A 15052-nucleotide genomic window follows, 5' to 3' on the forward strand; every position below is an offset into this window, starting at 1 on the left:
GCGATCCGAAAATCGATCACCCTCAACTGCCTTCAACTGTCCTGGTCTTGGCACACCAACTCAACGAGCCAGCACCTGCAAAGTCACCGGTATTGGGCCTAGCCCCGGACAGCAGCGGTGTTCTCCGGCGTGATCGTGCAGGTGTTTCAGCTTGTTGACGTCGGAGTCTTCGCTCCCCGTTGTTGCTGCTCGGGGTTGGGCGTGCCGTTCGTGAGCGGCGATGTCTCGACAATCCGCACAGGGACACAAGGGACAGGCCGTCCGGCAATCAGCTGAACGCGCGGCGGTAGGTGTGAGGGCTGACTCCGGTGGTGCGCTTGAAGCGGTCACGGAAGGCGGTGGGTGAGCCGAAGCCGACCTGGGCGCCGATGCGTTCGACGGAGTGGTGTGTGGTCTCGAGGAGGTGCTGGGCTTGGCGGATGCGGGCGCGTTGGAGCCACTGGAGCGGGGTGGTGCCGGTCTGTTCGCGGAAGCGGCGGATCAGGGTCCGGGTGCTGGTTCCGGCGTGGGCGGCGATATCGGCGAGCGTGAGGTCGGCTCCCAGGTTGTCCTGCAACCAGTTGAGCAGGGGTTCGAGGACAGAGCCCTGGGGGGTGGGCGCGTAATCATGGACGATGAACTGCGCTTGTCCGCCCTCGCGTTCCAGGGGCATGACGGACAGTCGGGCGGCATCGGCGGCAACGGCCGAGCCGTAATCCTTGCGGATCATGTGCAGGCACAGGTCCAGGCCGGCGGCAGCGCCGGCGGAGGTGAGGATCTGGCCGTTGTCGACGTACAGGACGTCCGGATCGACCTCGATGTCCGGGTGGGTGGCGGCCAGGAGGTCGGCCGCGATCCAGTGGGTGGTGGCGCGTAGGCCGTCGAGGAGCCCGGTGGCGGCCAGGGGAAAGGTGCCCGAGCAGATGGAGGCGATGCGAGTGCCGTCCTCGGCCGCCGTGCGCAGCGCGTCGCGGACGGCGGCGGTAAGCGGGGCCGCGGGGGCGTCGGTACCGGGGACGATGATCGTGTCCGCACCCTTGAGCCCCTCCAGCCCCCAGGGCGCGCGCAGGGTGAAGGTACCCGCGTCGATCTCCGACTCCTCCGCGCACACGCGGATCTGGTAGCCGGGGCGCCCGCCCGGGAGTCGGGTGCGGGTGAAGACCTCGATAGGGGTGGACAGATCGAACGGAATCACCCGGTCCAGTGCGAGGACGGCGACAGTGTGCATGGCTAGAAGATACCTGCTCACCAGGTGCCCAAACTTGGTCTCAATACGCCGATATCTCTTCTCTGGCCAGCTCAAGGGGCTCTTGGCTAGCCATGGCGTTATTCCGTTGGAAGATGTCACTAATGCCACTGGGGCGGCGGGCGGCAGCCGGTTAGCGTCAGGAGCGAGCCCGGTCGCGGACCGGACCTGTCGCACTGGAAGGAACCCTTCATGCACGCCCAGATTGTCCTGTTCGATGGCTTCGATCCGCTCGATGTCATCGCCCCCTATGAGGTGCTGTACGCCGGCGGCACTGCCTCCGGCGGCGCGGTGAGCGTGGAACTGGTTTCTGCCGAAGGACCGCGCGAGGTGGTCAGCGGCACCGGGGGCCTGGTGCTGCGCGCCACGGGCGCCCTCGACGCCGCACGTGCGGGCCTGATTCTGGTTCCTGGTGCCTCGGGCCGTGTCGGGGAGCCCGGTGAGGTCCCTGACCATGACGCGGGCGCCGGGGAGTGGCAGCAGGACGAATTCATCCCCGTGCTGCTGGGCCGAACCCTGACCACCGAGCTGCCCACGTTGTTGAAGGCGGCGATGGACAACCCGGAGGTGACGGTCGGCGCGGTGTGCGGCGGCTCGCTCGTGCTGGCCATGGCCGGCCTGTTGGAGGGCCGCCATGCCACCACCCACCACATGGGCCTGGACATGCTCGATGCCACCGGCGTCCACGCAGTGAGCGCCCGCGTCGTCGATGACGGCGACCTCGTCACCGGCGCCGGTGTCACCTCCGGACTCGACCTGGGCCTGTACCTGCTGGAGCGCGAGGTGGGCCCCCAGATCGCTCACGCCGTCGAAGAGCTGTTCGCTCATGAACGCCGCGGCACCGTCTGGCGCAATCAGGGCCCAGTGCCCGCCGGCCTCTGACCACGCGCCCCACCCCCGCACCTCTGCTCGCACCGCACCGTGAGGAAACAGCAACAGCATGTCCGTTGAAGGCACCTGGGACCTGTCCATCTCCACCCCCATCGGCGAGATCAAGGCCGTCGTCGAACTCCTGTGCCAGGGCGGTGTTCTGACCGGGGTCGCCCACGGGGCGGGAGAAGAAGTCCCACTCAGTGATGTCACCCTCGACGGCGACCGGCTCACCTGGAGGCAGGCCGTCACCAAGCCCATGCGCCTGAACCTGACCTTTGCCGTGACGGTCGCCGGCAACACCTTGACCGGCACTTCCAAGGCCGGACGCCTCCCGGCATCCAAGGTCACCGGCCACCGCCGTGCCATCCGAGCGGCCACGGAACACTGACCTCTGTCGCAGTGTCGTGACGGTACTCGGACTTACGACCTTGGGAGCGATACCAGCTCCGGATCTGCCTGGCGGTCTGGGCCCCTGCGCGATCAGGACGCCGCTGAGGAGGAGTGGTGCCGTCAGGCGGATCGCGGTCGCCGCTGTCTTGACCGGCGCATCTTGGTCAGGGAGTGGACCGCAGCGGCGGCGCCTGCCACGTCATCCCCGGGGGCTGGAGTAGGGGCGAGGGCTCGGGGCCGGGGTCATCGGTGTCGACGACTCCGGCGGCCGTGTGGTCGAAGTCGGCGGGCCAGCGGGTGTGCTCGCTGGCCACGGCGCCGGTCAGGCGTGCTTCGACAAGGTTGGCGGTGCTCAAGTCGGTGCCGCGCAAGTCGGCCATGCGGAGATCGGCGCGTTGGAAGACCGCGCCGTGGGCGACGGCCTTGCGCAGGTTCGCCTCGCGCAGGTCGGTCTCAGTGAAGTCGGCGTCACGCAAGTCGGTTTCGACCAGCTTCGCGCCCCGTAGGTCGGCCAGAATGCAGCGAGCCCGGCGGAGAATCGCAGTCGTGAGGTCGGCGTGCCGCAGGTTGACCGAGACCAGGGACGCCTGGGTCAGATTGGCGTGGTACAGGCCAGCGGCCTCCAGGCAAGCGCGGTCGAAGTTGACCTCGGGGAACCAGAGTCCGTCGCAGTCGGCCCGGCGCAAGTCGGTGATGCTGAGATTGACCCAGGACTGCTCCCGGTGCTGGCACAGCACGCCGAGCGCGGTCAGCGCCACCTGGGCGTCGGCGGCGCGAGTCTCCAGGGGTGCGATGTCGTTGATGGGCACGTCTGCCGCCGGTGATTCCGGCCCGGCGGGTGGCCAGGGCAGGTGCGTACGCAGATACGCGGCCTGGATGGAGATGATGGCCTCCCGGTCGCGGGCGGACTGCTCCGCGATCCGCCACAGCGCGTGCAACCCGCCGATGCGCACATCCAGCTTGTCGCTGCCGAGCTGGTCGACGGCCCGGCTGAATCGGTCGGTGACGTAGCCCTCCTGGGTGGCGCGCAAACCGTCCTGACTCACCCGCAGTTGCCGCCAGGTGGCATACGCGCCGAAGAGCACGACCAGGCCGCCGACCACCTGCAGAAGCGTCGTACGGACATCGTTCACCGCCTTCAGTCGATCCTGTGCGGCGACGCTCGCCCCGGCGAGATCGTGGTCGACCACCACACCCGGCAGTAGGACGAACACTGTGCCTAGAACGACCAGCCCCGCCGCCCCGGCCAGCAGAGCCACGGCTGTACGACGCCTGACCAGCCCGTCGCGCCATGCCCGCCGCCCGCGGTCCGGTTCCCCCATCTCCATGGGCACAGGAGCTTAGGCTCCACTTAGTAAACGATCAAGAGTGCTGTGGCACTGGCCCGTGACATGAGAACGGCCGTATGGGTTGAGTGAGTTGTGAGGTTTACCTGGGCCCGTGCGGCCTGTTCCCATCCTGCCCTGTCCGGGGTCCCGCGCGCACACTTCGGCGAGTTACTCAAAGAACTCGCGCCCCGGTGGCAGGCCGCGCGGGAGTCGGCGCTACACGAGCGGCGTGGCGGAGACCGGAGGCGGGCGGCTGGCGCCGGGCCCAAGCAGCGCCTGGTCTTCGTCGACCGGCTCCTGGTCACGCTGGTCCACCTGCGGCTTGGGATCCCGCACGCCGCTCTGGCCGAGTTGTACGCAGTGGACCGCTCCACCGTCTCCGGAGCGATCCGCGAGGTCCGCCCGCTGCTGGCGGCCCGCGGCTTCGCCGTCCCGGACCGGCCGGGGGTCCGGCTGCGCACGCTGGAGGACCTGTTCGCCTACGCCGGCGCGGAGGGCGTTGACCTGCGCATCGACGGCACCGAAGTGCAGGTCCGACGCCCCCGCGCCCACCGCCCCGGCCGCAAGGCGTTCGTCTCCGGCAAGAAGAAGCAGAACACCATCAAGACCACCACCTTCAGTGACCCGCAGGGTCGCACCCTGTTCAGCGGTGTGGTCCGGCCGGGCCGCATGCACGACCAGACCGCCGTGCGCACCGAGGGCATCGCCGAGCAGTTCCACCGGCACCCCAAGGTCAAGGCCGAGGTCGACGAGGGCTACCGGGGCCTGGCCAACGAGTTCCCCGGCCAGGTCAGTGCCCCGCCGAAGAAACCGAAGGATGACGCGCCGCTGGGCGAGCACCACGCCTGGCGCGAGCAGAGACGCCGCCAGTCCTCCGCGCGGATCTGCGTGGAGCACACCAATGCCGAGTACAAGCAGTGGCGGCCCCTGCAGCGGTTCACCGGCCGCCGCGAGACCTACGCCGAGACCCACCTCGCGATCGCCACCCTGGTCTCTGACCGCTCCGCCCGGCGGGCGACCCGCCGCAAGGCGAGCACCGAATTGGTGCTCAGCCGGCAGGCCGCTTGCTGATCACCCACCAGCCAACCCGCCAGGCCAGCACGCCCCGAACTCAATCGCTCCCAAGGTTGTTACTGGTCGGCCACGGTGCGCGACCACGTGATCCACGAGTCGGGGCTGGAGCCGGCTCTGCTGCTGCCCGCCGACTGCGATCCGTCGTTACAGCACGTCGCGGCTCAGCCGTTCCTGGGCTCAGCGGCTCACCGCAGTCTCGCGGTCGATGCGCGAAAGCTTCTCGGGATTGCGCACGGCGTAGAGGCCGGTGACGAGGCCGTCGTCGATGCGTACCGCCATGACGGTGTCGATCGCGCCGCCCAGCCGGAGGACGAGCGCCGGGTAGCCGTTGACCTGTGCCGACTGCGGGTCCATCTGGGTGTTGATCCTGCCCAGCACGCCGGCCACGCTGTCGGGGCCCATGACTGGGGTCAGCGAGACCTTCACAACCCCGCCGCCGTCGGTCAGCAGGACGATGTCCGGCGCGATCATGTCGAGCAGGCGCTGCAGGTCGCCCGTTTCGATCGCCCGCCGGAACGCGGTGAGCGCGTCGCGGGTCCCGGCCGGGGAAACGACGGCGCGGGGTCGGCGCGCCGCTACGTGGGCCCGTGCCCGGTGCGCGATCTGGCGGACGGCGGCCGGGGTCTTGTCGACGGCTTCCGCGATCTCGTCGTAGGAGAGGTCGAAGACCTCGCGCAGCATGAACACCGCCCGTTCGGTCGGCGCAAGTGTCTCGAGGACCAGCAGCATCGCCATCGAGACACTGTCGGCCAGCTCGACGTCATCGGCCACGTCGGGCGCGGTCAGCAGCGGCTCGGGCAGCCGGGGGCCGGACGTAGGACTCCTTGCGGCGGCGGAGCGAACGCAGCCGGGGCAGCGCCTGGCGTGTGGTGATCCGGACCAGGTGGGCGCGCTGTTCCCGCACCGTGTCGAGGTCGACGTCGGCCCAGCGCAGCCAGGTTTCCTGCAGGACGTCCGCGGCGTCGGCCGCGGAGCCGAGCATCTCGTAGGCGACGGGGAACAGAAGGTTGCGGTGGGTGATGAACGCCTCGGTGGCAGAGTCCACGCGGCCGTCGCGGCCATGGTGCTCGGCAGTGTCACCTGTTCGCTCGTTGTGCTCGTTCATCGCCGGGCTCCCGTCCGTTCGCCCTCGTCCGTGTCACGTACAAGACGCCGCCGCGCACCGCCTTGTGACACCCGTGGTCGGTGGCCTACGTCACATCGTTGCGCTGGCACACGGGCCGGGCGGCCGGCATCTCGTGTTCGTCAGGACGCCGCGCAGAAGATCCGCGCGGCCCGCAACAGCACCCGTGAGGACGAAGTCATGGAACCCCGTATCAACCTGTTCGCCAACGAAGTCGGCGCCAAGATCGGCAAGCGTATGTATTCAGTCAGCCAGGTGATCCAGGAGTCGCCGCTGCCCAAGGCCACTCAGGAGCTGGTGCAGTTGCGTGCGAGCCAGATCAACGGCTGCGGCTTCTGCGTCGACATCCACGCCAAGGACGCGGCGGCTGCCGGTGAGACCTCGGCCCGGCTCAACCTGGTCGCCGCTTGGCGCCATTCCACCGTGTTCACCGAGGCCGAGTGTGCCGCGCCGGCGCTCGCCGAGGAGGGCACCCGAATCGCCGACGCCGGCCAGGGTGTGTCCGAGGAGACCTGGGCCCAGGTGCGCAAGTACTACGACGAGGACCAGGCCATCGCGCTGGTCTCCCTGGTCGCCATGATCAACGCGACCAACCGCCTCGGCGTGATCCTGAACAACCAGGGCGGTTCCTACGAGCCCGGCGCCCTCGCCGGCATCGTGAACTGACCGCCAGCCGCATTGCGGCTCGGCCCGGGGCATTCGTTCCTGGGCCGGGCGCACGTCCTGTGAGCAGCGACAGACCGAACGGTGTCGTCGTCGGACTCGCTGGACCCGTGCATACCGAGTGCGTCGTTCGCCTCGGCGAAAACCGCACGCGGGCGGGATGGCCCTGGACAAGTTGGTCGTGAGCAGCACGATCAGTTCCGTCACGGTCACCTCCTCACCTCCCCCAGGACCCCTGTGATGGGGCGTGGTTCAGCCGGTGTTCGTCAATGCCCGCGTCGACACGTACCGCTTGCCGCGTGACCGCACGGCGTGGATTAAGGAGACGCTGGTCCGTGCCCACGCCTATGCCATGGCAGGCGCGGACGGGGATCTTCGTCCTCGGGGTCCTGGACGCGGAGACCGCCAGAATGCGATGCATCGCCCCACTGGCCGGGCGTGACCAGTAGGGCCATCGGGCGGCATCCGCCCTCACCTGCGAGGTGGATCTTGGAGGTCAGACCCCCGGGACCGTCCGATTCCCTCGTCGCGACACTGATGCCGAGGTTCGGATCATCCGACACCGCCGATGAAGCGCACCTCCGGATACCGGGGCGACGGTCCTTCGAGGACCGGGGCGCGACGGCCGCGCAGGTGAAGGTCGAAGTAGGCGAGCAGGAGGCGCCGCTGGATGTCGATGCCGCGTGTCCCGCAGAGCGGGCCTATGAACTCGGCCAGCTGTTCGTCGGTCGCTCCGAGCCGCGCGGCGACCTGCGGCATGAACGTCTCGTAGTCCGTGTACGAGAAGTGCCGGGTACCGGTCAGCCGGAGATGGCGGCGCCAGCCTCGCAGCCGGGGCCAGATCTCCGGCCAGGTCGGTTTGTTGTCCGCGTCCTCGCTCATCAGGAGGAACGGCTTGCGTAGCCCCTTGGTCACCACCGGACCGAAGAGGCTGCCGTCGAGATTCGCGCCTGCCGCGATCGGCGCCCCTGCCGCCATCGCCGAGGCCGCGGTCGCACCACCCAGGGAGTGGCCGAACATGGCGGTCCTGGACAGGTCAAGGATGTCGCCGAGTCCGTGGGGGAGCGGGTCCCGACGGCCCCGTACGCGCCGCGACAACTCCTCCAGTACGAAACGGGTGTCGGCCACTCGCACGTCGACCGCCTTGAGGATCACCGGGTCGTCGTCCTCCCCCGTGAGAGGCGGCATCGCGTACTTCTCGACCCGGCCACCGGGGAACTCGACCTGCCCAGCGTCATATGTGTGGTCGATGGTGACCACGACGTATCCGTGGCTGACGAGTTCCTCGACCAGCGCCGTGCTGGAGCTGCGGTGCTGCCCGTGTCCGTGGGAGTAGAGGATCACCGGACGCCGGTCCCCACGCGTGTCCGCCGCTGCGCCGATACGGGCGTGCGTGTCCGGCAGCGTGGCGTACTCGGGGAGGAGATACCCCGCCTGTTGGAAGACCTTGGCGGCTTGTCCGGTCATCCATGGCGCCCTGGGCAGGCCGGCGGCTGCGCGTGCGGGGTACCAGAGCTGAAGCATCAGCTCCCGTACCGGCCGCGTAGCGACCCAGGGGTCCCGGCGGCTGCGGTCGCTGAGATGCAGCGCCACGGTGCCGAGGGCATGGGGACCGCTCGGTCGCGGAAGGACGAGCAGTATGGGCGGCTGCACATCACCTGGCGCTCGGCGGGGCGACGCGGCGACGGCGGCGGTGCCGGAGGCGGCGGTCACAGCGAGTCCCGCGGCAAGCGCGGTGCCCGTGGTCACCATTCGTCTCCTGCTGATTTCGTTGGTCCTGCTGGCCCTGAGGGTGCTGCTCGGTGAGGACGGGGCCGGACGCGGCATGGCGATCTCCTTCGCGGGTTGTACGCGTGGTGCGCAGGCACGTGGGTGCCCTACCGAAAGGCTAGGAACCGCGCTGCCGGCGAACTGCTGCGATTCCTCATCGCTTTCACTGACATTTGTCACTCGGCCGTCGTCGCAGGGAGGAGTCCGGGCGTGCGCGCAGCAGCGGCCAAGCAGGATGGCCGATGGGAACGCCGGTGGTGGCCGACCGGAGCCGGTCAGGGACGTTCGGATGCCTCGAAGCCGATCCGGCTCAGACGAACCGGTCGAAGAGCTCCGGAACGCCCTGGCTGCCACCGGCCTGACCAACGCCGACGGCGAGGCCCTTACGTTCTCACCCCACGACTTCCGGAGGATCTTCGTTACCGACGCCATCATGAACGGCCTGCCACCGCACATCGCCCAAGTGATCTGCGAACACAAGCGCATCGACACGACAATGGGATACAAAGCGGTCTACCCCGCCGAGACGATCGAAGCCCACCGAGCGTTCATCGCCCGCCGTCGAACCTCTCACCCCAGCGAAGAATACCGAACCCCAACCGAGGAAGAATTGGGATGCCTGCCTCGCCCACTTCGAGAAAAGGAAGGTGTCCATCGGCACCTGCGCACGCGCCTTCAGAACCGAACCCCTTGCATCCATGAGCACGCTTGTGTCAGATGTTCACTCCTTCGACCGGACCCGGCCCAACGGACACGACTTGCCGACATCCGCGACAACCTGATCGCCCGCATCGCCGAGGCCGAACGCGAAGGCTGGCTCGGCGAGGTCGAAGGGCTACGGGTCGGCCTCACCGGGGCAGAAGAGAAGATCGCCCAGTTCGATGCCCGCCAGGAGCGCAGGTCACCGAAGGTGCTCCTCGGAGTCCCCTCGTTCGACCAAATCGGAGCTCGATCGGCGGTGAGCCCTGATCATGAATCGACGCCCGGAGCCTGACGGATCCCTGTCCGGCAGGTTGGATGCGCTCATGTGTTCAGTCAGACAGGCCCTGCCTAGGCTGTGCGGGCGAGCAGTTGAATCTCCTGGAACTGCCGTCGGTCGGTGGGCTGGGGCTCGCGAACCATCCGGGCCACCTCGGCCAACCCGGACTTGCGCAGCATCGCGGCGAGGTGATCAGGCCACCACCGATAGGCCGGCGCGACTGCGTGATCGAATACCTGCGTCGGGTGAGAAGGATCACCGCTTGCCGAAAAGCCGACCAGAAGGTGGCCGCCAGGTGCCAGCACACGATGGAACTCCGCCAGGATGACGGGGAGTTCCTGCGGCGGAGTGTGGATGATGGACCAACGTGAGAGTACGCCGCCCAGCGCGCCGTCAGCGATGTTCAACGCGGACATCGAGCCCACGTCGAACTGCAGGCCCGGATAGGTCTGTCGAGCCAACTTGATCATCGCAGGAGAGGCATCAACACCAAACGCCGCCAGGCCCAGCTCGTCCAGATAAGCGGTGATATGGCCAGGTCCACACCCCAGGTCCGCGACCTGACCGTTCTCACTCGCACTTACGACCTCGGCGAAGGCACCCAAGATCGCGCGGTCCAAAGGCCTGTCCCGCAGCTCGTCGCGGAACAGCTGCGCATAGGTGGGGGCAGCAGCGTCGTAAGCCTCGCGGGTGACACTGAGGGCATCGTGCTCGACCATGCTCGCAACAGTAGTTCCTGGCCCCGAGGCGAGCCGAGAGAATCGCGATCTTCCCTCCCGCCCGTTCGCCCGGGCTGTCGCTGGTTCAGAGAAGCCTGCATCCGTTGCCCGGACCTCCAGATGGACCCCAGTCGGCGGCCCCGCCTGATCGAGATCATCCAGAACCTCCGCGAACGTATCCGCGAGGCCAGAGGCAACGGCCGGCTCGGCGAAGTTGAAGGACTCCGGGTCAGCCTCGATGCTGCGATGGCCGAGCTCAACAGCCGCAAGCGGGCGCCTACCGATGGCCGACCGCAGCTGGTCGACCTCGGCATGCCGGTACTCACAGACCCTGCATGGCCGCCCCAACCGGAAACGGGAGAACCCGGGCTCCGGGCCTGACGCCTCCGCACCGACACAACCACCTGCCCCGCCTGAGGCGGGGCAGGCAAGCGGCTGGTCGCCCCCGATGCTGATGGCGCTGAGCGCGAGGCCACGGCATCGGTCGTGCCACTCGTCCATCTTTGAGGGCCGCTTCTTGTCATCCGTCAGATGCTGCTTTCCAAGTGCCGGTCGATGGCGTCGGCGTGTTCCCTCAGCCAGGCGATCTCAAGATGCAGCCAGGACCCGGGGCTGGTGATGCGTCCGGCACGGTCATGCATGTCGCGCTCGGCCTCGACCCGGGCAACGATGCGCCCGCCGAAGCCCCGACGGTACTCGTCCTCGAACCCGTACACGTCGAGGAAGGCACGCAAGAGGGCCGGTTGGCAGTCGAGAGGGCGGGCGATGTCGGCGCCGAGCAACCACAGCCAGGCGGCGTAGGCGAGGTCACGCGTGCGGGGGCCGGGAGAAGCCTGGTCGAAGTCGAAGGCGGAGACAGGAAGTCCGTCGAAGAAGGCGACGTTGAGCGGGGAGAAATCGTTGTGGCACACCGTCTCCTCGCCACCCGCGATCGGCGAGCCGGCGGTCGCGTCGTGCAGTCGGCGCAGCAGCTGCGCCGCAGCGGTGATCTGGGCGGTCGACCAGCCACGGGCCCGGAAGGCGGTCGTGACTTCACCATGCTGAAAGCTGAGGATCTCGCGGCCCTTGGCATCGGTTCCGAGCAGCCTCGGCGCGGCGTCGGAGCCGACGTCCTACAGATGCCGGAGCAGCCGGTGCACGAACGGCGAGTGAGGCCCGACCGGCCGCCGCACCGTGTCCCCGACACGGACGACTCCCTTCGTGATCCGGCCCCCGGTCAACGGAATCTCCAGCTCCTGTTCCATGCGCGTCAGCACAGGACCCTGGGGTCCGCATCTCACGTTCGGCTGGCCGCCGTTGGCTCCTCCTCGAACGCGGCCTCGCGTGCTCAAGGCGACCACCCCGTGATCAATTCCTCAGTCCGGAAAAGCTCGGTGGCAGTTGTTGAGGAGATTGCCGTCGGCCTCCGAGCCGCAGGCATCGGCGTCGCAGGGAACCCCCACATCAACTGGCCAATCACCCCGAAGCCGCAGTCGAGGGAGTGGCAGCCCGGACAAACCCGCACCCGTACGCCGCGATTGAAGAACACGGTCGGCCAGGGAGCCCCGGTGTCCCCGCGCCCAATCCCCGGCCAGGCCGTGTCACGCATAACCCCCGGAAACCCGGGCACCAGACCGTACGACCCGAGCTTGAGCAGGCACATTCCCCCGACCTGCCCAAGCCACTTCGGCCCCCACCCGCACCCCCCCGGCTGGTGGGGGCCGACTTCGTCTCAGCGACCATCCCCGCGGGTGCGAGGAGGACGACGCACCGAGGATGGGCCGCTCCGCGGCGCCTGCTACCGGCCGATCCTGCGAACCTGTTCGTTCTGCGGCAAGGGGCCCGATACTGCTACCGGGCCTCGACCGGCATGCCCTGTTGCGACACCTGCTCACGTACTCGCCGCAGCCCGGGCCGAGGACGGCCACCTCTGCGAGACCTGCTGACAAGAACCCGGTCTCCTCCAACTCCTGCCGGTTCTGTGGGACGGTCGAGTATCTGCACAGCTATGGCCGCTGCCACAGCTGCGTCCGCGACCAGCAGGTCCGCGACGCACTCTCTCGCGACGGCGCAATACGTCCCGGACTCCAGCCGGTTCACGACGTCCTGATCGCCGATGGAGCGAAGGCCGGGCTGAAGCGGCTGGGCGGTCCAGCTTCCGAACGATCCTCGACGCGCGGAGGACGGTCTTACCGCCCAGCGGCATCGTTCCAGGTGGTGTCGAATCAGTTCTGTCCGCTGTCGGTCCACGGACGGAGTTTCTCCGGGTTGCGGACTGCCCAGATACATCTGATGCGGCCGCCGGTGATATCGAACGCGGCCACGGTCACGGGGGTGCCGGTGTGCTGGGCGACCAGGCCGGGCCGTCCATTGACCATCCGTTCCAGGAGCGCCAGCCCAGGCGTTTTGTCGGCGATGTGGATCAGGTACTGGGCGATGCGCTCGCTGCCCTTGACCGGGCGCAGGACGGTGCCGACCAGGCCGCCGCCGTCGGCGGTCATCGTGGCGTCGGGGTCGAGGAGGCCGACGAGGGCCTTGATGTTTTTGGCCTCCCAGGCCTCCTTGAAGTTCCTTACCAGACCGGCCTGTTCGGCTGCCGGACCCATCGGAGTCCGCGCGGCGCGGAGGCGCCGACGGGCCGAGGACGCCAATTGTCGGCAGGCCGCGGGCGTCCGGCCGACGATCTCGGCGACCTCGGCGAAGGGGTAGCGGAAGACGTCGTGCAGGATGAACGCCACGCGTTCGGCCGGCGTCATCGACTCCAGTACGACGAGGAAGGCCATGTTCACCGACTCGTCCAGGGTAATCCGGTCGGCGGGGTCGTCCGGAGCGGCCCTGCCGCCGCCTGCCCGCCCGTTGAACCACTCCGTACGGTCGGGCAGCGGCTCGGGTATCCACGCGCCGACATAAGCCTCGCGCCGAACCCGCGCCGAACCGAGCATGTCCAGGCAGATGCGGCCGGCCACCGTCGTCAGCCAGGCGCCGGGCGACTCGATGGCCTCCTGCTGTTGCCGCGACATCGCGTACCAGCGGGCGTAGGTCTCCTGCACGGCGTCCTCGGCATCGGACAGCGACCCGAGCAGCCGGTAGGCGATATTGGTCAGTCGGCGCCGCTCGCCGACGATCGCGCCCAGATGCGGCTCGGACCGGTCGTGCCCTGGCTCGGATGGGGTGCTCATGGTCGTGACCGCTCCCTGGTTCTTCTCGTCCGCTTCCGCCCTCGCCGCTTCGGCGAAACACCGCACCGGACGGTGAGTTCGGCGCCTCGCCTCACATTTCGCGGGCCTGCGTCGTCGGGTGATCAAGACACTACTGATCCACCGCCGCGAGGCAGAAGAGGGGACCACATCGTGGCCACACAGACGACGGCAGTACCGGGCAGACTCACGTTCCTGCAGGTCGCGATCGCCCTGCAGACCTTGGCAATCTTCTTCCAGGCGGTCACCGCCGGACTGCTGCTGTCCTCGTCCCACGGCGAGGTACTGCACAGCGTCGGAGCCCGCGTGATGTACGGCGCGTCGATGCTGTACGTGCTCGCCGCGATCCTGGCGTGGCGGCCGGGTGGCGGATCGCCCCGGCCCATCCTGTACGCGTCCGGCTTCCTCGCACTCGCTTCGGTGCAGGTGGTCCTCGGCATCGCGCACAAGCCGACACTCCATGTTCCCCTGGGCGTCCTGATGTTCGGCCTGAGCGTGCTGACTCTGGGCCAGATCCTGTCCAAGGTCTCCGGTGTCAACCGAATGCGACGTACCCCGTGACGCTTCCCAGGCATCGAGGCCCGCTGACCCGACAGTCGGCGGCCCCTCACCACGCTCGCAGTTCATCACGTCCTTGACCTGGTGCGGTCGTGTCGTCGACGAGCTGTGTGAGTACAGCGGGTGCGGGTTCCGGACTCGGATCGGGTGTCGTACACCGTCGCCGACGGCGGCGGACTGCCCGTCGAGGCGGCGGAGGTATACCTGGGGCATCTCACCGCGACGGGCCGTTCGCCGTACACCGTGGAGGCGTATGCGCATGACCTGCGGGACTTCTTCGAGTGGACCGGTCAGCGCGGCGCCGACTTCCGGCGCCTGGGCTGGAGGACCTCACGGAGTTCTTCGCCTGGCTTCAGCGATCGCGCCCGGCGCGTCGGCCTGGCGTGTACCAGCTGCCGGGTATGCCGCCCGCGGTCGGCAACACCACGCTCGTACGCAAGCGGGCCGCACTCGCCGGGCTGTACCGGTTCCACGCCCGCCGGGACGAGACTGTGCCGGTTCTGCTCGGGGAGCTACCGGACCGCGGCTGATGGGCCGGTACGTGCCGATGCCGTAGCAGCAATGAGGAGCAGGATCCTGGCGGTTATTGATCGGCGGTAAAGAAGGTGAAACCCAGCAACTGGCCGCCGCCTCGGCGCGACAGCTAGTGGATTCAGCCGAGCACCGTCAACACCATCAGGGCCCCCACCGACTCCACAAGCAACACGAGTGACCCGTATCCGAGAATCTGACCGACAGGCCAAACTCGGTGACCCGCGTCCGCGCGCACAACCACTCCGTGGCGGGGGCGGCGGTCGCCAGAACAGCATGGCCGGAGTGCTTGCCGTCGTACAGGACAGCATCAGCCGCCCTCCAAAGCCGAGTCGGGTCGCGTACACCGAGCATGTCCGGACTCGGCGTCGGTCTCGTCCATCAGACCAGCGACGACGTGATCGTGATGTCCGGCGGCCGGGCGGTGGAACGCGGTCCGACAGCGCAGCTTCTGCGCGCGCCGGAAACGGACTACACCAAGGCCTTGCCGGCCGCAGTACCCCACCCGGGCTGGAAGCCGCACCGAAACCGCCGCTGAAGCGCCCGCGCTGGGCGGCCCGGCCGTCGTGGTCGTTGCGCTCATCCACCGGCCGCGCCGGCGCGTGGACCGGGCGCCCGGACAGACCCCCGGTCCGGGCGCCCG

16 protein-coding genes and 2 pseudogenes are annotated in these 15052 nt (G+C 68.5%); 9 read left to right on the forward strand and 9 right to left on the reverse strand.

The window, feature by feature from the left end; genetic code table 11:
• Positions 1-268: 268 nt before the first annotated feature.
• Positions 269-1207, reverse strand: coding sequence for a GlxA family transcriptional regulator (locus ACFVYE_RS32575; RefSeq protein ID WP_383970094.1), 939 nt, complete (start codon positions 1205-1207; stop codon positions 269-271).
• Positions 1208-1417: 210 nt separating this feature from the next.
• On the opposite strand from ACFVYE_RS32575, the gene ACFVYE_RS32580 reads away from it, so the two are divergent.
• Together ACFVYE_RS32580 and ACFVYE_RS32585 are read left to right on the forward strand one after the other, a co-directional pair.
• The gene (locus tag ACFVYE_RS32580) at positions 1418-2107 is read left to right on the forward strand and encodes a DJ-1/PfpI family protein (RefSeq protein ID WP_383970097.1); all 690 of its coding nucleotides are present in this window, start codon (positions 1418-1420) and stop codon (positions 2105-2107) included.
• Between the two features lie 58 nt (positions 2108-2165).
• A complete protein-coding gene (locus tag ACFVYE_RS32585; RefSeq protein WP_389607969.1) occupies positions 2166-2486 on the forward strand; it encodes a hypothetical protein in 321 nt (106 codons plus the stop codon).
• A 166-nt stretch (positions 2487-2652) separates the two neighbouring features.
• Here ACFVYE_RS32585 and ACFVYE_RS32590 read toward each other — a convergent pair whose 3' ends face one another.
• Complete coding sequence (locus ACFVYE_RS32590) at positions 2653-3816, reverse strand: pentapeptide repeat-containing protein (RefSeq protein WP_329157546.1); 1164 nt, start codon at positions 3814-3816, stop codon at positions 2653-2655.
• Positions 3817-3909: 93 nt separating this feature from the next.
• Between ACFVYE_RS32590 and ACFVYE_RS32595 the strand changes: the two genes are divergently transcribed.
• Positions 3910-4887: a transposase gene (locus tag ACFVYE_RS32595; protein WP_267009223.1), complete on the forward strand. Its 978-nt coding sequence runs from the start codon at positions 3910-3912 to the stop codon at positions 4885-4887.
• A gap of 180 nt (positions 4888-5067) precedes the next feature.
• On the opposite strand, the pseudogene ACFVYE_RS32600 reads toward ACFVYE_RS32595, so the two are convergent.
• Positions 5068-5995, reverse strand: a pseudogene (locus ACFVYE_RS32600) (RNA polymerase sigma-70 factor).
• A 198-nt stretch (positions 5996-6193) separates the two neighbouring features.
• On the opposite strand from ACFVYE_RS32600, the gene ACFVYE_RS32605 reads away from it, so the two are divergent.
• Together ACFVYE_RS32605 and ACFVYE_RS32610 are read left to right on the forward strand one after the other, a co-directional pair.
• Positions 6194-6679 (forward strand): carboxymuconolactone decarboxylase family protein, encoded by a 486-nt coding sequence (locus ACFVYE_RS32605; RefSeq protein WP_383970105.1) that lies wholly within the window; start codon positions 6194-6196, stop codon positions 6677-6679.
• A gap of 256 nt (positions 6680-6935) precedes the next feature.
• Positions 6936-7118: an isocitrate lyase/phosphoenolpyruvate mutase family protein gene (locus tag ACFVYE_RS32610; protein ID WP_383970124.1), complete on the forward strand. Its 183-nt coding sequence runs from the start codon at positions 6936-6938 to the stop codon at positions 7116-7118.
• On the opposite strand, the pseudogene ACFVYE_RS32615 reads toward ACFVYE_RS32610, so the two are convergent.
• Positions 7036-7222, reverse strand: a pseudogene (locus tag ACFVYE_RS32615) (IS5/IS1182 family transposase); the annotation flags it as partial. The gene ACFVYE_RS32610 and the pseudogene ACFVYE_RS32615 sit on opposite strands and share 83 nt — an antisense overlap.
• A 6-nt stretch (positions 7223-7228) precedes the next feature.
• A complete protein-coding gene (locus tag ACFVYE_RS32620) occupies positions 7229-8428 on the reverse strand; it encodes an alpha/beta hydrolase family protein (RefSeq protein ID WP_383970108.1) in 1200 nt (399 codons plus the stop codon).
• 307 nt (positions 8429-8735) lie between these two features.
• Between ACFVYE_RS32620 and ACFVYE_RS32625 the strand changes: the two genes are divergently transcribed.
• Positions 8736-9440: a tyrosine-type recombinase/integrase gene (locus tag ACFVYE_RS32625; protein WP_383970111.1), complete on the forward strand. Its 705-nt coding sequence runs from the start codon at positions 8736-8738 to the stop codon at positions 9438-9440.
• A gap of 56 nt (positions 9441-9496) precedes the next feature.
• On the opposite strand, the gene ACFVYE_RS32630 is transcribed toward ACFVYE_RS32625, so the two are convergent.
• From ACFVYE_RS32630 to sigJ, 4 genes are all read right to left on the reverse strand, one after another.
• A complete protein-coding gene (locus ACFVYE_RS32630; RefSeq protein ID WP_389607970.1) occupies positions 9497-10144 on the reverse strand; it encodes a class I SAM-dependent methyltransferase in 648 nt (215 codons plus the stop codon).
• 527 nt (positions 10145-10671) lie between these two features.
• Positions 10672-11229 carry a phosphotransferase gene (locus ACFVYE_RS32635; RefSeq protein ID WP_383970127.1) on the reverse strand — a complete coding sequence of 186 codons (558 nt, stop codon included), beginning with the start codon at positions 11227-11229 and terminating at the stop codon, positions 10672-10674.
• Positions 11230-11256: 27 nt separating this feature from the next.
• Positions 11257-11388 (reverse strand): hypothetical protein, encoded by a 132-nt coding sequence (locus tag ACFVYE_RS32640; protein WP_389607971.1) that lies wholly within the window; start codon positions 11386-11388, stop codon positions 11257-11259.
• 960 nt (positions 11389-12348) lie between these two features.
• A complete protein-coding gene (gene sigJ / locus ACFVYE_RS32645; protein WP_389607972.1) occupies positions 12349-13302 on the reverse strand; it encodes an RNA polymerase sigma factor SigJ in 954 nt (317 codons plus the stop codon).
• 171 nt (positions 13303-13473) lie between these two features.
• Here sigJ and ACFVYE_RS32650 point away from each other — a divergent pair, with 171 nt between their 5' ends.
• The 3 genes from ACFVYE_RS32650 to ACFVYE_RS32660 all read left to right on the forward strand — a co-directional run bounded on the left by ACFVYE_RS32650 (position 13474) and on the right by ACFVYE_RS32660 (position 14947).
• On the forward strand, positions 13474-13881 hold the full coding sequence (locus ACFVYE_RS32650; protein ID WP_389607973.1) for a hypothetical protein: 408 nt from the start codon (positions 13474-13476) through the stop codon (positions 13879-13881).
• Between the two features lie 398 nt (positions 13882-14279).
• Complete coding sequence (locus tag ACFVYE_RS32655; protein WP_389608018.1) at positions 14280-14408, forward strand: hypothetical protein; 129 nt, start codon at positions 14280-14282, stop codon at positions 14406-14408.
• A 353-nt stretch (positions 14409-14761) separates the two neighbouring features.
• Positions 14762-14947, forward strand: a complete 186-nt coding sequence (locus ACFVYE_RS32660; protein WP_389607974.1) for a hypothetical protein — start codon at positions 14762-14764, stop codon at positions 14945-14947.
• The last annotated feature ends 105 nt before the right edge of the window (positions 14948-15052 follow it).

Source organism: Streptomyces sp. NPDC058239 (genome assembly GCF_042882185.1).
Lineage (GTDB): Bacteria > Actinomycetota > Actinomycetes > Streptomycetales > Streptomycetaceae > Streptomyces.